We start from the raw sequence: 21,455 nt of genomic DNA on the forward strand, positions 1-21,455 counted from the left end.
CCCGGCACCCAGCTCGCTCACGGCCGCTACCTACTTTTCCCGGTCGGGCGGCGGCTCGATCTCCGCGAGCCTGGCGGCGACCTCGCGTCTGCTGCGGGCACCCAGCTTCTCCAGGACCGCGCGGACGTGGTTGTCGACCGTGCGCACGGAGAGGACGAGGCGGGCGGCTATCTCCATGTTCGTCAGTCCCTCCACGAGGAGCCGGACGACCTGGAGCTGGCGGCCCGTGAGGCCCGCCGGGTTGCCGCGGGTCGCCGCGTGCGGGCCGCGGGGGATGCGGGTCACGCCCAGGGCGCGCAGCTCGGCGCGGACGAGCCGGGCGAGCGGCAGGGCGCCGAGGCCGTCCAGGGCGGCGAGCGCGGTGAGTTTGTCCGCCGGGTCCGGGCTCTCCGCCAAGGCGGCCGCGTGCTCGTAGGGGCAGCCCGCCGTCCGCCAGGCCTCGGCTGCCGCCCGCCACCGGCCCGCGGCCTGCAGGGCGTAGGGATGCCCGGAGCCGTCGTCGGGCACCGGCCGTCCCGCCTTGGCCAGCCAGTGGGCGAGTTCCGCGCGGTACGGGGCCGCGGCGAGGTCGCGCGCCTGCTCGTAGAGCGGTTCGACGGCGGCGAGCACGGCAGCCCGGTCGCCGCGCAGCCAGGCGGACTCGGCGTGGGCCGCCGCGACCGGGGCCGTGCGCTGCAACTCTCTTGTGCGGGCGGCGATCTCCCGTGCCTGGGTGAGGAGTTCGTCGCCGCCGGGTGCGCCGCGCCTGATCCGTACGCGTGCGAGGACGGTCAGGGCGGGGCAGCGCGCGGGGGCGAAGGCGCAGGCGTCGCCGATGCCCGCGTACTTCTCCGCCTCGCCCCACGCGCCCCCGGCGAACTGCCGCAGCGCAAGCTCCACTTGGAGGTAGCAGAGGAAGCCCAGCTGTTCCGTGCGGTCGGCGTACTCCAGGGCGGGCCCGAGGAACCGGTCGGCCTCCGCGAACCGGAGGTTCTCCAGGAGAGTCCAGATGACATTGGCGTAGGCGCGGCAGGCGTGCTCGGGCTCGTCGGCCTTGAGCGCGACCTCGAGGCTCTCCTCCAGCTGCGGGCGCCCCAGCGGGTCGCCACCGCGCCAGCGCGCGGTGCCCACGTTGTTCAGGGCGTGCGCGAGGATCACGTCGTCGCCCGTCCGCCGGGCGAGGGTGATGGCGCGTTCGCCGTACCCGATGGCCTCCGCGTACCGGTCGGACAGCATCCGCAGCTGGGCCGTGTTGCTGAGGGCCAGCGCCAACAGCCGCTCGTCACCGGCCTGTTCGAGTACGTCGATGGCCTCGCGGGCGGCTTCCTGTGCCGCGTCGGCGTCGCCCGCCCACCAGTGGATCCGGGACAGCCAGCGCAGATCGGCGCCCAGGGCGCGGCGGTCCCCGAGCGACCGGCGCAGGGCGACAGCCTCGCGCTCGGCGCACACGGCGGCCGGTGAGTCGGCGATGGTGTAGCTCTCCACCGCGAACCGCTCCAGGAGGTCGGCGAGTTCGGCGGGCCCGAAGCGCTGCCGCTGCTCCAGGACGAGCCGCAGCTGGGCGGCGGCCTCGCGGTGGGCTCCGGTGCGGGCGGCGTCCCGCGCCGCATCGGGTCCGTACCGGGCGACGGCGTCCATGTCGCCCGCCTGCGCCGCGTGGTGGACGATGCGGGAGGAGTCGGCGCCGGGATCGGCGACCAGCACGGCGAGGACGTTGCGGTTGAGCTGGATGCGGCGCGCGCAGGGCAGCGAGTCGGCGACCGCGCGGCGGATGATCTCGTGCCGGAAGGTCACCCGCTCCGGGGTCACGACCAGCAGCCCGTGCCGTTCGGCCGCCGCCAACTGTCCGACACCGCAGGGGAGAAGGGCCTCGACGAGGGGGCGCTCGACCGCCGACGGGACCACGGCTAGCTGCTCCAGGGTGTCGCGGGTGGCGGTGTCGAGGCCGCGGAGTCTGGCGAGGACGGCGTCCACCACGGTCGGCGGGACCTCGCCGGTGTCGCCGGCCGCGACGACCTCGGCGACGTAGAAGGGGTTGCCCGATGTGACGGCGTACACCTGCGCGGGATCGAGCCGGCTGCGGGCGCTCAGCGCGCGCACCGCGTGCCGGGAGAGGCGCGGCAGCGGGACGCGGTGCACGCGGGCAGCGCGAGACGCCTGGCCCAACAGGTCGCGCAGCGGGTGCGCGCGGCCCAACTCGTCGTCCCGGTACGTCAGCACAAGGACGGCGGGCAGCCGGCCAACCCGGCGTACGAGGAACCGCAGGGCGTCGAGCGAGGCCTCGTCCGCCCAGTGCACGTCCTCTACGACGAGCACCGCCGGTCGGGCCGGGTCGGACAGCTCGGCCCGCAGCGCCTCGTACACCCGGTGCCGGTCGCCGCCCTCCGCCACCGCCCGTGCAAGCTCGGCCCCTACGCTGCCCGCGAGATCCCGGAAGGGGCCGAGCGGGCGCCGCGTCGCCAGGTCGTCGCACTGCCCGACCAGCACGCGGGCCTGCGGCGACAGGGTGCTGCGCAGGGCATCCACCAAGGTCGACTTGCCGATACCCGCCTCGCCGAAGACGAGCGCCACGGAACCCGCGCCGTCGACCGCTTCCCGTGCGGCGGCGACCAGCCGGGCCAGCTCCGCGTCCCGTTCGAGGATCCCCCCGTCCACGCCTCGGATTCTCCCACGCGCAAGGCTGTTCGACCCTGGCCCGCGCGGGGCGTCGTAGCCGTCAACGGGCCTCCTGGTGATGCGGGTTGGCCTCCGTGCCCTCCGTGCTCAGGAGGACGAGGGCCGACTCGGGACGCAGGGCGAGTTCCGCGCGGCGGGCCACCGAGCCCTCACCCGTCAGGGCGGCCCGGACGCCGGCGAGCGGCGCGGCTCCGCACGGTCCGGACGGGACGCCGAGCGCGGCGAGGTCACGGGCGGCGCGGGCGGCGGCGTCCTCGGTCACGGCGATCGCGGCGTCCAGGCCGTCGCGCAGCTGGGGCCAGGCGGTGCCGGACGGAGTGCCGCAGTTCAGCCCCGCCATCGCGGTGTCGCCCGTGACGATGCTCGTCGCCGCGCCCCGGACCAGGCTCTCCAGGACGCAGGGCGCGGCCTCCGGCTCCACGGCGAGCAGCGCCGGAGGGGCGGGGCGCGCGGTGCGTGCGCGGTAGTGCGTGACGGCGGCCTGGGCCAGCGAACCGACACCGACGGGCACGGCCACCAGGTCCGGCGATACGACGCCCGCGGCGGCGAGCTGCTCGTCGATCTCCCGGAACAGGGTCGAGTAGCCCTCGACGATCCACCCCGGAATCCGCTCGTAGCCGGGCCGCCCGGAGTCCTGCACGAGCACCGCACCGGGCACCTCTGCGGCTGCCGCGGCCTGCCGCACGGCCTCGTCGTAGGGCCCGGCGGCTTCGGTGACCTCGGCACCCTCGGCGGCGATCGCGGCCGCTGCCGCCGGGTGCACGCCCTTCGACACGAAGACGTGCGCGCGCAGACCGAGCAGCCGGGCGGTGCGGGCGACCGCACGGCCGTGGTTGCCGTCGGTGGCAGTGACGAGGGTCAGCGGTCCTGCCGGGTCCGGGCCGTTCGCGGCGGCCCGCTCGGCGAGGATCCGGTGCACCGCCCAGGACGCGCCGAGCGCCTTGAAGGCGGGCAGCCCGAGCCGCGCCGACTCGTCCTTGACGAAGACCCTGCCGACGTTCAACTCATCGGCCAGTCGCGGGAGTTCGGCGAGTGGTGTGGGCGCGTATCCGGGCAGCGCGGCGTGAAAGGACCGGGGTTCGATGGCTGCGGGGGCGCAGGACCAGGTGCGGGCGGCGGGTCTGGCGTACCAGGAGGGCGCGCTGCGACGGGACACGGGGATCTCGGAGTTCTGAGCCATGCGGACAGCCTGCGGCCCGCCCGGCGCACGGTCCAGGGCGTGAAGGGAGGCGAACGGGGGCCCCGCGATCGTCGACATGAGCAAAGCACGTACGCTTACGTCATAGATCGCAGGATGATCTCCGTATGGATCGCAGGATGATCTCCGTTTCCCCCTGCCAGGAGGACGCATGACCTCGGCGTCGCAGACCGCACGCACCCCCCAGACCCTCGACCGGCCGTTCAGCGTCGGCAGTCTCACCGTCCCCAACCGGATCGTGATGGCGCCCATGACCAGGGAGTTCTCGCCGGGCGGCGTGCCGGGCGCGGACGTGGCGGAGTACTACGCCCGCCGGGCCGCCGCCGGAGTCGGCCTGATCATCACCGAGGGGACGTACGTCGATCACGCATCGGCCGGGACCAGCGACCGGGTGCCGCGCTTCCACGGCGAGGACGCGCTGGAGGGCTGGCGCAAGGTGGTCGACGCGGTGCACCAGGAGGGCGGGAAGATCATCCCGCAGCTCTGGCACGTCGGCGTCGCCCGCACCGAGGGCGCGGGACCGGTGCCCTCCGCCCCGTCGGCGGGCCCGTCCGGCATCGGCCTCGACGGGGAGCCGAAGGGCAGCGCCCTGACGGCCGACGACGTCGACGCGGTGATCCGGGCGTTCGCACAGGCGGCGGCGAACGCCGAGCGCATCGGCTTCGACGGGGTCGAACTGCACGGCGCCCACGGCTACTTGATCGACCAGTTCCTCTGGGAGCGCACCAACCGGCGGACCGACGGCTACGGCGGCGACCTGGCGGCGCGCACCCGGTTCGCCGCCGAGATCGTGGCGGCCGTGCGCTCCGTCGTCTCGCCCTCGTTCCCCGTCTTCTTCCGGCTCTCGCAGTGGAAGTCCGGCAGCTACGACGCGAAGCTCGCCGAGACTCCCGAGGAGCTGGAGCGGCTGCTCACGCCGCTGGTGGAGGCCGGTGTGGACGTGCTGCACGCCTCGACGCGCCGCTACTGGCTGCCGGAGTTCGAGGGCAGCGACCTGAACCTCGCGGGCTGGGTGAAGAAGGTGTCCGGGAAGCCGGTGGTCACGGTCGGCTCGGTCGGCCTCGACCAGGAGTTCGTCGGGCCGAAGGGCTGGGCGGCGCCGTCCGCGTCGACCGGCATCGACCCGCTGCTCGACCGTCTGGAGCGGGACGAGTTCGACCTCGTCGCGGTGGGCCGCGCGCTCATCGCCGACCCCGAGTGGGCGGCCAAGGCGCTCGCCGACCGGCTCGGCGAGGCGCTGCCGTTCGACAAGTCCCTGTTGAAGAGCCTGGCCTGAGGCGGGTGCGGCCCCGGTCCGTGCCGCCCTCCGGGATGGCGTGGGCCGGGGCCGCCGATCCCGCACGACGTAGGCGTACGCCCTGAGCCACTGTCACCGGGCGTCGCGTACGATATGCGCATGACCTGGCCTGCCACCGAGCGCTACTTCCCCACTGCCGTGCCCGGCGGCCTGGGGCTCGTGCAGGACATCCTCAACACCGCGCCGCCCGCCTGCGGCCGCCCGGACCCCGATCTCCTCGGGGACGTGGCCGCCGCGCGGGGCTGGCTCTCCGTGGCGCTGGCGACCTGGGCCGAGAAGACGGGGCGGACGCCCGTGCGGCTGACGCTCACCGAAACGGACCTGCCGAAGCTGCGGCAACTGCGCGAGCAGCTGCGGCGGGCCCTGCTCTCCCGGTGCGGCGCGGAGAGCGGCGACACCGCCCGCTTCACGTCCTGCGCCCTCCAGGTCAGCCTGCACGGCGACGCCGCGCTGACCGCGGAGCCGGAGGGCGAGGGCTGGCGCTGGCTGACGTCGGCGGTGCTCTGCGAGGCGCTGCTCGCCCAGACGACCGGCGAGTGGCGGCGCCTGAAGATCTGCCGCAACGAACGCTGTGCCACGGCGTTCTACGACCGCTCCCGCAACAACAGCGCCGTCTGGCACTCCACGCGCGGCTGCGGGAACGCCGCGAACCTGCGCGCCTCACGTCAACGCCGCCGCGCGGACGCGGCGTCGGCCACTCAAGCGGCATCGTCCACCCGGGAGCCCTCATGACCAGTTCACTGCTGCGGCCGCGGGGCCGGAACCGCGCGGCCGGGAGCGTGGTCGCGGGCACGGCCGAGGGCGGCACCGAACCGACGCCGATACTCGACTGGGAGAACCCCCTCGTCGCCGAGCTGATCCGCAGCCTCGGCGGCCCGGAATCGGGGCTCGCCCAGGATCCCGCCCAGTTGCTGGCGACGCTGCGCCGGGCGCACGGGCGGATCGCGGCGACCGTACGCCCGGTGTACTCGGTGCAGGACGAGCGGCCGGTGTCGGAGACCCTGCGGCGGGGGCGCGGCTCGTGCAGTCAGCGGCTCGCCGTGCTGGAGGCCGTGGCGCGGGCCTCCGGGGTGGCGACGCGGGTGCGCGGGCTCCTGGTGGACGGGGCGTTCTGGTATCCGCGCTTCCCCCGGCTGCGGCGGATCGTGCCGGACGAGGTGCTGCTCGCATGGCCGGAGTTCCGGGTCGCGGGCGACGCCCCGTGGCTTCCGGTCTCGGAACTCTTCGGCGGTCTCGACGAGTTGAGCGGACTGCGCGGCAGCGGTTTCACCAACTCGGGCGCGGAGACGCTGTTCGAGGCGCTGTCCCGGACGGCGGTCGACTGGGACGGGGCGACGGCCTGCCCGGCGGACGGCGCGTCCTGCGACCTGTCGGCCCATGTCCTGGTCGACCTGGGGCACTTCGACTCCCGTGACGGCCTGTTCGCCCGGCACGGCCAGACCCTGTGCCGCACCGCGCGGCTGGTGGCGGAGCCGGTGCTCGGCCGCCGCGCCGCGGGCGCGCGGGTCACCCTCGGCTGACGGGACTCAACCGCCGTACTCCACAAGGCTGGTGGGGGTCACGATGCGCCGCGCCGGTCCGGCGGTCCCGGCGCCCGGCTTCCCCTCCCGCATCCGCTCCGCGAGGAGCCGGCCCGCCGTGCGGCCCAGTTCATCGCTGTCGTACGCGACGAGGGTGAGCGGCAGGCCCAGCGCGTCGGCCAGTTCGAAGTCGTCGAAGCCGGCGAGCGCGGTGTCGCCGCCGCTCACCCGGATGGCCCGGAACGCCCCTATGGTGTTGCGGTTGTTGGAGCAGAACAGCGCGGTGGGCGGCTCGGGCAGCGTCAGCAGGCCGGCGGCGGCGTGCTCGGCTTCGAGCGGCTCGGTCTGGCCCTGTCGTACGTAGCGGGCGTCGGCCGGGATGCCGGCCGCGACGAGGGCTTCGGTGTAGCCGCGCAGCCGCTCGACGCCGGTGTAGACGGCGGGCGGTGAGCCGAGGAACCCGATCCGGCGGTGGCCCCCGGCGATCAGCCGTGCGGTGGCGTCGCGGGCGCCGCCGAAGTCGTCGACCAGGACGCAGTCGGCGGAGAACCCCTCGGGCGGCCGGCTGGCGAGCACGACGGGTACGCCCTTGGCCACAGCGGCGGCGAGATGCCGCTGGTCGGCCGCGGCGGGCACGGCGATGATGCCGTCGACGCGGCGTGCGACGAGGTCGGCGACGAGTGCGCGCTCGCTCTCCAGGTCCTGCCCGGTGTTGCCGATGACGGTCTTCAGTCCGTCGCCGGCGATCACCGAGTCGACGCCGAGGGCGAGACGCGAGTAGAAGGGGTTGGCCAGGTTGGTGACGACGAGCCCGACCAGGCCGGTCCCCTTGCCGAGCCGCAGGCTGCGGGCGACCTCGTTGGGCCGGTAGCCGAGCTCGGCCGCGGCGGCGCGGACCCTGGCGCGGGTGGCGGGCAGCACACGGGGGTCGTCCCGCAGGACGCGGGACGCGGTCATCGCGCTGACGTCGGCGCGCTCCGCGACGTCCCGCAGGGTGGGTTGCCCTGCGCCCTTCGGCGGCTGCGGCTCGGGCATGTTCTCCGCTCCCTCATCGTTCACCGGGCGGCCGTGCCCGCACGAGTATCCCCCAGGGTGCCCCTCACCCCGCCGAGCCGTCGCGCACCAGCGCCTTCACCACCTGGGCCGGGCCGCCCTGCGGCACCATCCGGTAGCCGCCGACGGACGCCGGGACCGTCAGGGTCTCCGCGTACGACAGGGCGTGCCGGTGGCCCGTCCCCGTCTCGACGACGATGCCCTCGCCCGCGACGACGTTCAGCACATGGAAGCGGCCCCGCGTGTGATCCTCGGCGGCGCTGCCCGCGTCGAGGGTGTAGCGGCGCACCTCGTAGAACATCTCGTCCAGGGCGCCCAGGAGTTCCTCGCGCCAGCCGTCCCCGCTCCGCAGCACGCGCGGCTCCCGCACCAGCTCGCGGGCCACGGCGTCGCCCCGCCGCCCGGTCTCCAGGTTGGCGAGTCCGTGCTCGTAGGGCAGGGGTCGGGGGTTGCCGTCCGCGTCGGGGCGGAGCCAGTCGTAGAAGCGCAGGCTGTAGAGGTACGGCGTGGCGCTGATCTCCAGTACGAGGTTGCCCGCGCCGCTGGCGTGCGGCGTGCCCGCCGGGATCATGAAGAGGCGGCCCTGTTCGGCGGGGAACGTCAGGACGTGGTCGGCCGGGTCCATCGGCACGCCGTCGTGCGCGGCCTCCTCGATCTCCTTGCGGAAGCGGTCGGGGTCGGCGTCCTCGCGCAGGCCGAGGAAGACGCGGGTGTCGGGGCCGCCGAGCGTCAGGTAGTACGTCTCGTGCTGGGTGTAGTCCCAGCCGAACCGCTCCCGCATGTACGGCTCCTTGGGATGGCAGTGCACCGAGAGGTCGCCGCCGCCCACGGTGTCCAGGTAGTCGAAGCGGATCGGGAAGGACGTGCCGAACCGAGCGTGCACCTCGGGGCCGAGCAGCTCTCCGGGGTGCAGGACGCAGAGCAGCTGGAAGGGCACCTCCGCCTGGGTCTCGGGGGTGTGGCCGACGAGGATGCCCGCTTCGGGGGCGATGAGTTCGTAGCCGAGGGCCGTGTTGCGCGCCTCGGGGTTGAAGCCGAGCCGCCGCTGGCCCCAATGGCCGCCCCAGGGCGTCGAGTTGAAGAAGGGGCGGGTGCGCACGGGGCGGTGCGCCAACTCGGCGTACGTCGCGCGTAGTCCGTCGCCGTCGACGTACACGGGGCGGCGCGGGTCCTGCACGTCGAGCCAGCCGTCCAGGCGGCCCGCGAGGGCGTCGCGGTGCCGGTCGAGGATCGGCCAGTCCACGTAGAACAGCCGCTTCAACTGCGCCCGTTCACCCGGCAGCCCGAGCTGGGCACCCTTCCCGGCGACGGTCGCCGCCTCCGCGTACCGCCTGGGCAGGTCGGCGTACCAGAGCACGTCGTGCGCGACCAGGGAGGCGCCGGGGCCGTACACGAGCAGCAGACCCACCAAGGGGGTGGCCGGCTGCGGGAGTTCGTCGAAGAGGTCGCGCAGCGGGTTCCCGGCGAGCCGGCAGTAGTACGGGTCGGCGGTGTCCGCCGGGCTCATGGTGCGGCGGCGCACTTCGTCGGGCGGCGCGTAGTGGGCGCGGATGTCGAGGGTCCGTACGGGGACGGGGCAGTCGGCGGTGAGGCGGGCCGCGAGGGTGTCCCAGTCGGCGGTCGGCGGGCCCTCGACGGCGACGATGGCGGGCCCTGGCGGCAGTTGGGCCGCCACGGCCTGCCAGTCGCCGGTCAGGACGGTCCCCGGTGCCGGGGCGTAGCGCGGGTCGAGCCGGTACACGCGTGCTCCTTGGTGCGGTTCGTGGTGGCGGGATCTGCACAGGGCGGGGTGGTTCAGGGGCGGACGAGGAGCAGCGCGGTCGTACCGAGCGCGGGGATGCCGATGGTCACTTCGCCGTCGGAGAGCGGCAGTTGGCTGCCCGCCGCGCCCCGATAGTCCGCGACGTGGGCCGCGGCGACCGGGAAGTGGACGCGTACGGGGCAGTCGAGCGGATCCTCGGCGAAGGACTGGAGGCGCAGCAGGACTTCGCCGGGGCGTGGCGTGGTCGCGCCGACGAGGCGGACGCGCGGGTCGCCGAGGTCGGCGAAGGCGAGCGACGCCTGTCCGCCGCCCGCCCCGCCCCTGGCCCGCACGGCACGCAGCGGCCTGCTCCAGGCCGCCGCCGTGCGCGGCCCGAGCCCTTCGGCGGTGGGACCGCAGGCCAGGCTGTAGCGGTAGGTGAACTCGAAGCCCTGCTCGCTCGGGAAGTTGGTGTCCCAGAGGTTGTTGTGGATCCAGGAGTAGACGGTGGCGGGCTCGTCGTGCGCCATCGTCTTCGGGAACGGCGCGTAGGGCAGGGCGATGTTGCCGAACTGCACGAGCGGCGCGTCCTGCGTGGACCAGGCCACCGCGAGGCCGTCGTCCGCGAGGGTCACCCAGCGGCGTACGGCCCGCATGTGCAGGGCCGAACCCGGCACCACGGGAAGGGAGTTGCCGGTGAGGCCACCGGAGGCCTCCATCCGGACGCGCGGCGCGTCGAAGGCGAAGGGGAACGCGAAGTAGGCGCTCTCCTTCGCGAGGGTCGCCCCCTTGTCGAGCCTGTTCTCGATGTCGAGGCGGGGCACGCCGTGCGGCAGCGTGAGTGTCACGCGCAGCCGTTCGGCTCCGGCGGGCCGGGTCTCGTAGGTGATCGACTCCGCCGTCGCGGTGGACCGGCGGGCGATGAGCGCGGCGGGCGGCGCCACGGCACGCGCGCCGAGGTGTTCGAGGCGCTCCGAGGCCGTCGTACGGCTGGAGTTGTGGTTGAAGGCTCCGGCGGTGGTGTAGCTGTCGTGGAGGTAGCCGTTGAAGCCGATCACGGCGTTCTCGCCGACGAGTTCGCGGCCGGACCTCTTGTCGAGGACCGACGCGACGCAGGCGTGTGCCAAGTCGACGCGGACAGCCAGGTGTTCGTTCTCCAGGAGCGTCGGGTCGGGGTGCGCGAGCGCCTCGGCCGCGCTCTCGGCGGGGTCCTCGCGTTCGGTGCCGCCGGTCGGGTTCCAGCCGGTGGCGGCCTTCACCGTCGAGGCCTCCGCGTCCGTGGCGGCTCCGTCCCGCTCGGCGACGACGTCCAGGCGCACCGTCCCCACGGGCGGCACCTCGTCGACACGGACGAGGAGGAAGCGCCCGGCGTCGCGGTGGTCCTCGTTGCTCTGCGGCCGTTCCTCGCACACCAGTTGACGCCCGTCGCGGGCGTCGTGGACGCTCACGGAGCGCTCCAGCGGCACACTGCTCTCCGGCAGGAAGATCCGTACGACGTCGGTGCGCGGCCAGGAGCAGGTGTTGACGACGTGGTACGTCGCCGCCGCGCCCGGCGTCACCGGGAGCCGCTGCCCGAGCCGGGCGCCCGCCCGGCCGATGAGCGCGTTCCCGTCGTCGTACGCGCGCAGCGCCTGCCCGTACTTCCAGTGCCACTGCTGCTCGCCGCTGTGCCCGCCCTCGTCGCCGTGGGTCCAGGGGTCGCCGGCGCCCCAGGTGTGCTCGTCGAAGAGCGACACCGCCTCATAGACCCCGGCGGCGTCCGCGCTGTCCTCCTCGGCCCCCGTGGCGCCGAGGATTCCCGCGAACGTGCCGATGGTCTGGGCGTCGGCGACCACGGACTGTGCGGTGCGGGCGAGGGACAAGGGGCGGGCCCCCGACCCCACCCCGTCGACCCACCAGTCGGTCCAGTCGCCCTCGAAGGTCTGGATCGCGTCGCCGAGCCTGGCCTCCGCATCGGCGAAGAAGTCCTCGTTGCGGGAGAGCCGGAGCCGGGGGTGGGCCCAGGTCTCGTTCCAGCGGCGTACGGTGTCGGCGATGATCCGGCGGGGCGGCGCGTTGTCGCCGAACTTGCCCTGGACGCGCAGGTGGAGGATGTCCCAGGGGTAGGGCTCGCGCTTGATCTCGGCCTGGTCCATGGCCCAGCCGAAGATGCCGCCCCGGTAGGGGTACGGGTGGCCGGCGAGGGAGGTCAGATAGGCGGGCAGCAGGTCGTCGACGTCCGCGTAGTCCGTGTCGAAGCCGAGCAGCGGGCCTTCCATGTAGGCGAGGCCGTGCGGGGTGTCGGTGACCCAGACGAGGACACTGCTGCCGCTGGGGGCGCGCCACCGGAAGAGCCGGGGCAGCTTCTCGCCGCCGACCAGGTGGGGCACCGAGCGTCCGGCCCAATTGTGCGCCACGGACAGGTACTTGACCCCGGCGGAGGCCAGCGCGTCGACGAGTCCGACGACCGCGCCGGGCACGTCGGTCTGCATGGCGGAGGTGAAGTCGACGCCGTGCTCGTCGCGGATGTCGTGGGCGAGGCGCAGGAGTTCGTGCAGTTCGTCCGTGGAGCAGGTCTCGGTGTGCAGGTTGAACGGCATCGCGGTCAGCTCGATGCGTCCCTCGCGGACCCGGCGTACGAACTCCGCCACCTGCTCGGCGGGGCGGGCGTCGGCCCACTGCCGGAAGGACCACAACGACTCGACGCACCAGCGGAATCGGGACTCGGCCGGCCAGTCGTCGGTGGCTTCGGTGAGCTCCAGACAGGAGTCGAGGAAGGAGAGGTGTTCGGCGAGGACGTGTCCCTGCGGGTCGGTGTAGCCGATGTCGAGGTGGGAGTGGTGGACGAGGTGGATGGTCCACTGCCGTTGCGGGTCGAGGGTCACCTCGATGCCGTCCGGGCCCCGCGGCGTGCCGACGGTGACGCGGGTGGGCGTGTCGACGGCGGGCACCAGGAGCCGTACCGAACGGCCGGGCCCGGCGACCCGCTCCACGCGGAGCGCGGCACCGGCTTCCGTACGGACCGTCAACTCAGCCGGGATCACCGCCCCGTTGACGGGCTCGACGCGAAGTGACTGGAGGAGGGTGCCGTCCTGCGCGTGCCGCATGAGCGGTTCTCCGGTGAGGCGGAACACTCCCCCGTCCAGTGGGCCCTCGGCGCCGACCACACTGGCGCGGAGGCTGTCCCGTATCCGGTCGTTGTCCCAGTCGGTGGTGCGGACGAGGGCCCGTGTCGTCATGCGGATCTCTCCCGGAGGGGTGGTCGGGGTCAGCGGGCTGATGCGGTGACGCCGCGCAGGAACAGGCCGCGGAACACCAGGAAGACGAGGAGCGTGGGCAGCGACACGACCAGCGCGCCGGCCAGGATGACGGGCGGCCCCGCCGAGCTGTAGGCGTCGTAGAGGGTCTTCAGCGACGCCATCACCGGCTGGACCTCGGCGCTGCGGCTGAGGGTGATGCCGAGGAGCAGGTCGTTCCAGACGGCGGTGAACTGGAAGATGAACGCGGCGCCGAGCCCCGCCCTCATCAGCGGTACGTGGATGCGCCAGAAGATCCGCCGCATGGACGCCCCGTCGATGAGCGCGGCCTCGGTCACCTCCGGCGGCATGGTGGTCAGCTGATTGCGGATCAGGAAGAACGCGAACGGCACGGCCCAGGCGGCGTACACCAGCATCAGGCCGAGCCTCGTGTCGTACAGATCGGCGTCCGCGTACAGGCCGAAGAGCGGCGCGAGGAACATCTGGAGCGGGAAGAGCGTGCCGGAGTAGATCAGCCAGAACCAGAAGGCGGGCCTGGGGATCGGCAGGACGACCACGGCGAACGCCGCCATGGCCGCGACGAGCACCGCCACCGCCCCGGAGACGACGGCGTACAGGAGGGAGGCCTGGAAGCTGTCGCCGATGCCCGCGTCGCTCCAGGCGGTCCTGACGTTGTCGACGAGGTCGAAGCCCTGTGGGGTCCACTCGGGCCTGCCCGCGTACTCGGCGGCCGGGGTCAGCGCGTTGACGATCAGCAGATACATCGGGATCAGCCAGAGCGCCACACAGCCGACGACGAAGAGATTGCGCACCGTGCGTCCCATGGGGGTCTCCTCCTCGGGTGCGGGCGGTCAGGTCCGGCCTGCGGACTCGGGCATCTGGCGGCGCAGATACATCCAGGACGAGGCGACGACGATCACCGAGAGGACCAGCGCGATCGCGGAGCCGTAGCCCACGTGGAAGAGCCGGAAGGTCTCCCGGTACATGCTCAGGGCGAGGGTCTCGGAGGTGCGGGAGGGGCCGCCCTTGGTGAGGATCCAGATCATGTCGAAGGCCTTGAGGCTGTTCACGATGGCCATGCCGACCACGACGACGGTCACGGCCCGCAGCTGCGGCAGCGTGACGAACCAGAACATCCGCAGTCCGGTGGCACCGTCCAACTGGGCTGCTTCGACGGTGTCCTTGGGGATGGCGCGCAGTCCGATGGCGAAGAGCACGACGTTGAGCCCGGTGGCCTGCCAGGTGCTCGCCACGATCATCGCGAAGGTGTTCTGCGGCCATTCCAGGAGCCAGCTCTGCGCCCAGGAGTCGAGGCCGATCCCGCGCAGCACCTGGTTGACGGCGCCCTGGCTGCTCAGCATGAAGTACCAGAGGACGGCGGTGGCGGCGCCCGAAATGGCGTACGGAAGGACGATCACGAGCTGCGCGAGGCCGCCGAACCGCATCCGGTGGGTGGCGACGGCGATGGCGAGTCCAGCGAGGACGGGCAGCAGCAGCGTCCCCGCGACCCACAGCACGGTGTTGAGGACGGAGCGCCCGAAGATCGGGTCGTCGGCGAGCCGCGCGTAGTTGTCGAGGCCGGTGAAGCTGCTGGTGAAGCCGTTGTCCTCGAAGAAGCTGCCGTAGACGCTGCGGAAGAACGGATAGACGAGGAGTACGCCGACGAGCACGAGGGCGGGCAGCGCCCAGGGCACGGCGGCGACCGGCCCGCCGTACCTGCCGCGTCCGGCGGCGGCCTGGTGGGGAGTGCGGGTGGGCAGTCCGCGGCGGGTCCGTGCGTGCTTCCCCGTGGCCTTGGCCGTCGTGGTGGTCACGGTCCCGGTCATGTCTCCTCCGCCTCCCGCCACACCTTCCACGCCTCGTCGGCGCGGCTCTGCATGGTCCGCAGCACCGTGCGGTACGAGGACGGGTCGAGGAGGAAGCCGGCCAGGTCGTCGACGGTCGCCTCGACCAGTTCCGGAGGCCCCTGTTCCCAGAACCGGTTGAGCAGCCAGAGCCGGTCGCCGCGCACCGTGCGGGCGAGGCCTTCGGTGATGGGGTTGGCGGGCGCGACCTGCGGGTTGGGGCAGCCGTCCTGGAGGGCGTGCGAGAACGCCTTCATGACCCCGGGGTGCAGCCAGGCGCCGGCCGCCTTCCGGGCCTCTTCGCGGTCGGGGCCCTTGACCGTGGCGACGAACGCGCTCGACTCGAAGATGACGCTGGGCCGGGCGCGCGGCGCCGCCATCGGCAGCACGAACGCGTCGACGTTCTTGCCGGGCTTGCCGCCCGCGCCCACGAGCGTCGAGCCGAGCCAGGTGCCGCAGGGCACCATGCCGACCTTGCCCTGGACGACCTGGGCCGCCGCGTCGACGTGGTTCAGGTCCATGGGCGTGAACCAGTCCTTGTCGAAGAACGCGACGATGGTGCGCAGGGCCCGCTCGGCGCGCGGGTCGGTGTAGCGCTCGCGGCCGTTCATCAAGTCCTGGTAGAAACGCGGGTCCTGACGGCTCAGCACCTCCTGGAACCAGATGAAGGAGGGCCAGCGTCCGTCGGCGGTGCCGTGCAGCGGCGTGATGCCGTTCTTCTTCAGGCGGGCGCAGGCGGCGAGGAAGTCGTCCCAGGTCGCGGGCGGCCTCAGGTCGTGGTGCGCGAAGACTTCGGGGTTGTAGAAGAACACCCAGTACGCGAGGTTCATCGGCAGGGCGTAGACCCGGTCCCGGTAGCTGAACGCGGCCCGCAGGGACGGCTCGACCCAGCCTCTGCCGACCGCGCGGTCCCACTCCTCGGTCAGGTCGACGACGCCGCCGGTGCGGGCGAGGTCCTGCAGCCGGTACCCGGACCAGTACTTGAGCATGTCGGGCGTCTTGCTGGTCCGCAGCGAGGAGCGGACGACCTGCTCGAAGGATTCCAGCGAGGCGATGACCTCGGGGATCAGCTCGATCCCCGCGACCGACTTCATGGCCCGCCCCGCGGCGGCCATCGGCTTCTCCCAGGCGGCGCTGTCCCCGTGCACGGCGACCTTCCCCGCGGGCTTGCCCTCGGCGGTCGCGCAGGCGGTGCCGAGCGCGCCGACGGCGGCCGCGGCCGCGCCCGCGGCGAGGAGGGTGCGCCGGTCGACGCGGGCTCCGGCCGCCGGTGCAGCGCTGTGACGACTACCTGACATGGGTGGCTCCCTCAGGCGTGTGTCAGCCCCGTACAAACCCCGAACAAGCCCCGTGTTAGCGTTACCACGGGCGTCATGGAGCTTCACCGCGCCGGGGGCGGATGTCAATGGTTCGCGCAGTCGATCAGCGACTCGATAGCCTCGCCCCATGACCGATCCCCACCCCGCCGTGTACGAGGCGCATTTCACCCGCAGCCCCTTCCAACTCCTCGGCGGCGCCGGATGGAAGCGCCTGACCGCGTTGCGTGTGGACGCGACGGGCGTCCTCCTGGGCGGCGCCCCGGCCCGCCACCGGAGCCAGACCGCCGCCGTGCCGTGGGAGGACATCACGTCGGTCGTGGAGTGGCACCAGGAGACGGCGGGGCAGACTCTGCGGTACGTCGGTGTCGGGCGCCGGCCGGGTGCACCACCGCTGCCGGGCCCCAACTCGGCACTCCTGCCGGAGAAGACCGCCGTACTCGCCCCGCACGTCGACCACGAGCTGTTCCTCGCGAGCCGGGCGGTCAGCCTCTGGCACCTCGACGTGGACCGCCTGCGGGCCGCCGTCTCGGCGTTCGCCCCCAACGTGCCGGTCCTGACGGCGGGTTGAGGCGCGTGGCGATCAGCCCCGCTGTATGCCGGACGTGTCGAGCAGGATGCCCCTGAGCCCCTCGTCCGTCTGCGCCAGCAGGCCCTCACCCCGTCGCTCGACGGCCAAGTACCAGGTGCCCGGCACCAGTTCGCCGACCTCCTCCAGGACCCCGCTGTCGCTCATCAGCGGGCGGCGCACCGGGACCGCGAACCAGAACATCAGGAAGCCGGGGTCGGGGTCGGCGCCCACGGCGTCGGCGAGGCGTTCGGCCATGCGGACGGTCTCCTCGGTCCGCTTCTTCGCGGCCGCCGAGGGCGCTGTCGCCGAAGATCCGGGCGCCGAAGATCCGGGCGCCGAAGGTCCGGGCGCCACGAAGAATCCGATGTCCCCCTCGTCGTCGCCCCGCTGGATCCCGCTGAGGTCGAGGATGAGGCCCCGCTTCTCGCCGTCGTCGCTGCGGGCGACCAGGCCCTTGCCCCGCAGCTCCAACGCCAGGTACCAGGTGCCCGGCAGCAGTTCCGCCACCGGCTGGAGGGAGCCGTCTTCGCCGTAGAGCGGGCGCGGCACCGGGACGGCGAACCAGAACGGCTTGAAGTTCGGATCGGCGGTGGCGGTCACGGCACTCGCGAGGCGCTGCGCCGTCTCCACCGTCTCGCGGGCCCGGCGTTCGGCCTCGAGCCTCAACCGTTCGTTCTCCAGGCGCAGTTCCTCCGCCCGCTGCTCGATCTGCGCGAGGCGCTTCTCGGCCTCGCCGAGCCCGGCGAGGGGCGGCGGCGGTTCCGGCGTCGCCGCGCGATTGCGGGCGATGGCGATGAAGCCGCCGAGGTTGCGGTTGCGCTGCTGCGGAAGGGGCCGTGACTTGCCGGCCAGCGTCCGGTGCACATGCCGGTAGAGGGTGTCCATGTCGAGCGGGTCGGGCTGGTCGGGCACGCCATCGGCGAGCGTGGTGATCAGCTCGCCGGTGAACGCGGTGTACCGCTCGCCGGGCGGGGACAGCGCGGGCCGGGTCTCCGCCGAAGCGGTCAGCAGACAGGTGCCCGCGACGACGGCCTGGTCCGCGATGTGCGTGCTCGCGCTCATCTTGCCGAGCAGGGCTCGGCCGCTGTAGCAGCAGTCGAGGATCACCACCGTGCGCTGGGCGCGGGCCTGTTGGTCGAGCACGGCCCGGCGCAGGTACTCGTACCGGAGCGACGTGTACTCGCGCTCCCGGTCCGATTCCGGCATGGCCAGATACAGCTCGTCGGTGTGCGGGTCGGTCAGGCCGTGCCCTGCGTAGTAGACGAGCAGGGTGTCCTCGGCGCGGCGGGCCCGCTCCCGCACGGTGTCGAGGACCTCGCCGACGCTGCTCGGCTGCGAGATCACCGTGCACGCGGCGGCGGGGAGTCCCCACACGCCGGGGTCGGTCAGGGTGTCGCGCAGCCCGTGCAGGTTCTGCGCGACGGCGGGCAGGTTCTCCAGGGTGGCGTACTCGTGGACGCCGATCAGGACGGCTTCGGAGCGGGCCGGGTCCGACAGCATGGCCACGGCTACTCGCTGTCCCCGTCCGCCGGGACGGGCGAGCTCTCGCCCGTCGCGTTCCACATCCGCAGGATCCGCTCGACCTGTTCCGGCGAGTCGTCCCGCAGCGTGACCACGACACCGTCCCGTTCGAGCCGCACCTGCGGCGGGCGGGGACGCGAGCCGCGCCAGGCGGCGACGGCGGTGATCAGGCTGCCCAGGGCGATGCTGTTGGCGAGGACGACGTTCACGAGTTCCAGGCCGTCGCCCATGTGGCCAGGCGCCGATCGCTCCGCGCCGGTGGAAAGGCTTGCACTGCCTCGGAGTTCGGGCTCCGCCATGAGCCAGCGGTAGAGCGACGCCGCGGACTCGGTGCCGTCCGCGTCCGCGTCGGTGGCGCCTTCGCCGAACGTGACCTTGACCTGCACGTCCCCGTTCCTCTCCCCCGTCGGTCGGCGAAGTTCATCGTAGAGGCTGGTCAGCGTCCGCACCTGATTTTCCGTCACCTGCGCGCACGGGCACGGAATCGCGTGCCTGCACGGGATCTCCCGCCTGCACGGGATCGTCTGCCCGCACGGGCTCGGGATCTTCCGCCGCGGGCTCCGGCAGCTCTCGCGTACGCGGCACCGGCGAGGGCAGCAGCCACAGCACCGCGAGCACCGCGCCGGCCGTGCCGATCCAGAGGGTGGGGCGGACGCCGAGCGCTGTGCCGAGGGCACCTCCGAGCAGCGCGCCCAGCGGCCGGAAGCCGTGGTTGAGGGTGCGGAAGGCGCCCATCACGCGTGACCGGATGGCCTGCGGGACCAGCGCCATCTGGAGCGAGGCGGACGCGATGTCGATGACCATCACCCCGGCGCAGCAGAGGAATTCGGCGACGAAGAGCGTGGCGACGACCAGCGGGAACGGCCCGGCGGCGAGCGGCACGAGCAGCAGGGGCATGGTGAAGACGAGTGAGCCGACGACGATCGAGGGGCCGACCCCGAAGCGGCGCACGACCGCGTTGCTGCACGCCGCCCCGATCAGCCCGCCGACGGCCCCGGCGCCGATGACCGCGCCCAACAGGCCCGCGCTCAGGCCGAGTTCAGTCGTCGCGTACAGCACGAAGAGCGTGTGGAACATGAAGTTGAAGAACTGGATCGTCCCCGACCACGCGAACAGCGCCCGCATCGTGGGCTGTCTGACGACCCACCGCAGCCCCGCCGTGAAGTGCCCCTTGCCGACCGGCGCGGGCACGGGCTCGACGGGTTTGATGCGGGACAGGCAGCGGGCGGAGCAGAGATACGTCAGCGCGTCGGCGACCAGCGCGAAGGGCGCGGTGAGGGACTGCACGAGGAGACCGCCGATGCCGGGTCCCGCCAGCCAGGCCATCGAACGGCTGCCGCTGACCAGCGAGTTGGCCGGCACATACCGATCGGGCGGCACCAGCGTGACGAAGAGCGTGGCGTTGCAGGCGTCGAAGACGACGGTCAGCGCGCCGAGGGCGAACGCCGTCACGTAGAGCTGCCCGAGGGTGAGGACGTCGAGCAGATACGCGAAGGGGAGGGTCAGCAGCAGCGCCGCACGGGCGAGGTCCGCGGCGATCATCGCGTGCCGCCGCCGGCTCTGCCGGTCGGCCCAGGCACCCAGCGGCAGACTGAAGAGGAGGGCGGGCAGCAGGGCGGCCGCCTTCAGCCAGCCCATCTCGGCGGCATCCGCGCCGAGGACGAAGACGGCGGCGAGCGGGATGGCGATCAGTGTGATCTCGTCGCCGACGAGGGAGACGGTCTGCCCGGTCCAGTAGCGCCGGAAGCTCCGCTCCCGCAGGAGTTCGGGTATGCGGCCGGAGAGGCGGCGGCCGACGGCGCTCATTGCCCGGACCCCGAGTCCTGACCGGCCCCCGAGTCGCCGTGCTGCTCCGCGTCGTCCGGGTGATCCACGTCCCGGAAGGCGATCCTGAAGACGCTGACGGGCCGGGCGCCCTCGGGCCGCAGGGACGGGTCGGCCCCGCGCTCCTCGTAGGGCCGCAGCACCTCGTCGATCCGCTCGCCGATGCCGGCCAGCTCCTCGGGCGTGACGTACAGGAACGTGTCGCCGAACTGCTCGGCCTCCTGCCAGGCGCGCGGCAGCAGATGCCGCCGCTCCATGGCCCGCGCGACCCGCTCGAAGTACCGCTCGGCGACCGCCGTGTTCAGTGCGTCGGACGCCTGGGCCACCGACGCGTCCTCGCTGTACGCGGGCCAGTCCGTGAACTGGGCCGTCGCCCGCCACGGCTTCTCCCGGCCGCGGCCGCCGGGCGCCTCCTCGACGAGGCCGTACTTGGCGAGTATCCGCAGGTGGTACGAGCAGCTGGCGACGGACTCGCCGGTCAGCTCGGCGGCGCGGGTGGCGGTGAAGGGCCCGCTCCTGCGGAGGAAGCCGACCAGCGCCATCCGGGTCGGATGCGCGTACGCCCGCAGGGCCCGTGGATCGGTGAGGCGGATGCTGCGGGGCGACGGCTCGGGAGACTCGGGGGAATCAGGGGTCTTGGCCATGATGTAAAGGTATCTTTAGAAAGGTTTCTTTACAAGCTTCTGCGGGGCGGACCGGCAGCAGGGCTCGGACCGAGTGGCGGGCCCTGCCCCTCGCATCGCACGATCGAGGGACACACCACCGGAAGGGGCGACCCCGTGGCGAAGTCCGCGAAGGGCACCGACGAGACGGGCACCACGAAGAAGGGCACCAAGAAGAAGCTCCGTGACCTGCTGCGCGTCCCCGAGGGCGAGCGCGTGGACCTCTCCTCGTACGACGCGTCCGCGACACCCGCGGGCCCCGCTGACAAGGCCGCCGGAGTCCTGGCCACCGCCCAGATGGGTGACCGTCTCGCCGGACTCCAGGAGCGGCTCTACGCGGCGAGCACCGCCGCCGACCGCCGCCGGGTCCTGCTCGTGCTCCAGGGCATGGACACCAGCGGCAAGGGCGGCACCGTCAAGCACGTCATCGGCCTGTTCAACCCCTCCGGCTGCCGGATCAAGGCCTTCAAGACGCCCACCGCCGAGGAGCTGGAGCATCCCTTCCTGTGGCGCGTCATGAAGGAACTCCCCCGCCCCGGCGAGATCGGCATCTTCGACCGTTCGCACTACGAGGACGTCCTCATCGCCCGCGTGCGCGGCCTGGTCCCGCGCAGTCGACTCGGCCGCCGCTACGGCCAGATCAACCGCTTCGAGCGCTCCCTGGAGGACGACGGCGTCACCGTAGTCAAGTGCTTCCTGCACATCTCGTACGAACAGCAGCGCCGCCGCCTGCTCGAACGGCTCGACAACCCCGACAAACACTGGAAGTTCAGTCCGGGGGACATCGCCGAGCGCGAACTGTGGCCCGCCTATCAGGAGGCGTACGAGATCGCCCTGGAGCGCTGCTCCACGACGTACGCCCCTTGGTACGTCGTCCCCGCGGACCGCAAGTGGTACCGGAACTGGGCGATCAGCCGACTGCTCCTGGAGCATCTGAACGCGCTTGACCCGCGGTACCCGAAGGCGGACTTCGACGTGGACCTGTGCAGGAAGCAGCTCCTCGCGGACCGCCCCTGA

At 73.0% G+C, this 21,455-nt stretch carries 17 protein-coding genes; 5 read left to right on the forward strand and 12 right to left on the reverse strand.

Annotated features, from left to right (window positions below; all coding sequences use genetic code 11):
* Positions 1-30: 30 nt before the first annotated feature.
* Entirely contained in the window at positions 31-2,634 is a 2,604-nt protein-coding gene (locus ACIBKX_RS08445; RefSeq protein WP_363271128.1) for an AAA family ATPase, read from the reverse strand.
* A 61-nt stretch (positions 2,635-2,695) separates the two neighbouring features.
* Positions 2,696-3,835 (reverse strand): diaminopropionate ammonia-lyase, encoded by a 1,140-nt coding sequence (locus ACIBKX_RS08450; protein ID WP_363271129.1) that lies wholly within the window; start codon positions 3,833-3,835, stop codon positions 2,696-2,698.
* 169 nt (positions 3,836-4,004) lie between these two features.
* Between ACIBKX_RS08450 and ACIBKX_RS08455 the strand changes: the two genes are divergently transcribed.
* The 3 genes from ACIBKX_RS08455 to ACIBKX_RS08465 all read left to right on the forward strand — a co-directional run bounded on the left by ACIBKX_RS08455 (position 4,005) and on the right by ACIBKX_RS08465 (position 6,670).
* On the forward strand, positions 4,005-5,129 hold the full coding sequence (locus tag ACIBKX_RS08455; RefSeq protein ID WP_363271130.1) for an NADH:flavin oxidoreductase: 1,125 nt from the start codon (positions 4,005-4,007) through the stop codon (positions 5,127-5,129).
* 120 nt (positions 5,130-5,249) lie between these two features.
* Positions 5,250-5,882: a CGNR zinc finger domain-containing protein gene (locus ACIBKX_RS08460; RefSeq protein WP_363271131.1), complete on the forward strand. Its 633-nt coding sequence runs from the start codon at positions 5,250-5,252 to the stop codon at positions 5,880-5,882.
* A complete protein-coding gene (locus tag ACIBKX_RS08465) occupies positions 5,879-6,670 on the forward strand; it encodes a transglutaminase domain-containing protein (RefSeq protein ID WP_363271132.1) in 792 nt (263 codons plus the stop codon). The genes ACIBKX_RS08460 and ACIBKX_RS08465 overlap by 4 nt, the downstream gene beginning before the upstream one ends.
* 6 nt (positions 6,671-6,676) lie before the next feature.
* On the opposite strand, the gene ACIBKX_RS08470 is transcribed toward ACIBKX_RS08465, so the two are convergent.
* The 6 genes from ACIBKX_RS08470 to ACIBKX_RS08495 all read right to left on the reverse strand — a co-directional run bounded on the left by ACIBKX_RS08470 (position 6,677) and on the right by ACIBKX_RS08495 (position 15,842).
* Positions 6,677-7,705 carry a LacI family DNA-binding transcriptional regulator gene (locus ACIBKX_RS08470; RefSeq protein WP_363271133.1) on the reverse strand — a complete coding sequence of 343 codons (1,029 nt, stop codon included), beginning with the start codon at positions 7,703-7,705 and terminating at the stop codon, positions 6,677-6,679.
* A 64-nt stretch (positions 7,706-7,769) separates the two neighbouring features.
* The gene (locus ACIBKX_RS08475; protein WP_363271134.1) at positions 7,770-9,464 is read right to left on the reverse strand and encodes a hypothetical protein; all 1,695 of its coding nucleotides are present in this window, start codon (positions 9,462-9,464) and stop codon (positions 7,770-7,772) included.
* 53 nt (positions 9,465-9,517) lie between these two features.
* Entirely contained in the window at positions 9,518-12,682 is a 3,165-nt protein-coding gene (locus tag ACIBKX_RS08480) for an alpha-mannosidase (protein ID WP_363271135.1), read from the reverse strand.
* Positions 12,683-12,711: 29 nt separating this feature from the next.
* Positions 12,712-13,524 (reverse strand): carbohydrate ABC transporter permease, encoded by an 813-nt coding sequence (locus tag ACIBKX_RS08485; RefSeq protein WP_363271136.1) that lies wholly within the window; start codon positions 13,522-13,524, stop codon positions 12,712-12,714.
* Between the two features lie 27 nt (positions 13,525-13,551).
* Complete coding sequence (locus ACIBKX_RS08490) at positions 13,552-14,526, reverse strand: sugar ABC transporter permease (protein ID WP_363271137.1); 975 nt, start codon at positions 14,524-14,526, stop codon at positions 13,552-13,554.
* A complete protein-coding gene (locus tag ACIBKX_RS08495) occupies positions 14,523-15,842 on the reverse strand; it encodes an extracellular solute-binding protein (protein ID WP_363271138.1) in 1,320 nt (439 codons plus the stop codon). Before ACIBKX_RS08495 ends, ACIBKX_RS08490 begins: the two co-directional genes overlap by 4 nt.
* 148 nt (positions 15,843-15,990) lie before the next feature.
* Here ACIBKX_RS08495 and ACIBKX_RS08500 point away from each other — a divergent pair, with 148 nt between their 5' ends.
* On the forward strand, positions 15,991-16,431 hold the full coding sequence (locus ACIBKX_RS08500) for a hypothetical protein (protein ID WP_363271139.1): 441 nt from the start codon (positions 15,991-15,993) through the stop codon (positions 16,429-16,431).
* A 12-nt stretch (positions 16,432-16,443) separates the two neighbouring features.
* Here the strand turns inward: ACIBKX_RS08500 and ACIBKX_RS08505 are convergent, their stop codons facing one another.
* From ACIBKX_RS08505 to ACIBKX_RS08520, 4 genes are read right to left on the reverse strand one after another with little or no spacing between them, the layout of a single operon-like run.
* Positions 16,444-17,931: a caspase domain-containing protein gene (locus ACIBKX_RS08505; RefSeq protein ID WP_399375733.1), complete on the reverse strand. Its 1,488-nt coding sequence runs from the start codon at positions 17,929-17,931 to the stop codon at positions 16,444-16,446.
* 8 nt (positions 17,932-17,939) lie between these two features.
* Positions 17,940-18,338, reverse strand: coding sequence for a hypothetical protein (locus tag ACIBKX_RS08510; protein ID WP_363271140.1), 399 nt, complete (start codon positions 18,336-18,338; stop codon positions 17,940-17,942).
* A 34-nt stretch (positions 18,339-18,372) separates the two neighbouring features.
* Positions 18,373-19,758 (reverse strand): MFS transporter, encoded by a 1,386-nt coding sequence (locus tag ACIBKX_RS08515; protein WP_363271141.1) that lies wholly within the window; start codon positions 19,756-19,758, stop codon positions 18,373-18,375.
* A complete protein-coding gene (locus ACIBKX_RS08520; protein ID WP_363271142.1) occupies positions 19,755-20,420 on the reverse strand; it encodes a helix-turn-helix domain-containing protein in 666 nt (221 codons plus the stop codon). Before ACIBKX_RS08520 ends, ACIBKX_RS08515 begins: the two co-directional genes overlap by 4 nt.
* A gap of 135 nt (positions 20,421-20,555) precedes the next feature.
* On the opposite strand from ACIBKX_RS08520, the gene ACIBKX_RS08525 reads away from it, so the two are divergent.
* Positions 20,556-21,455 (forward strand): PPK2 family polyphosphate kinase, encoded by a 900-nt coding sequence (locus ACIBKX_RS08525; RefSeq protein ID WP_399375690.1) that lies wholly within the window; start codon positions 20,556-20,558, stop codon positions 21,453-21,455.

The sequence above is a fragment of the Streptomyces sp. NPDC050658 genome (assembly GCF_044457025.1).
Lineage (GTDB): Bacteria > Actinomycetota > Actinomycetes > Streptomycetales > Streptomycetaceae > Streptomyces.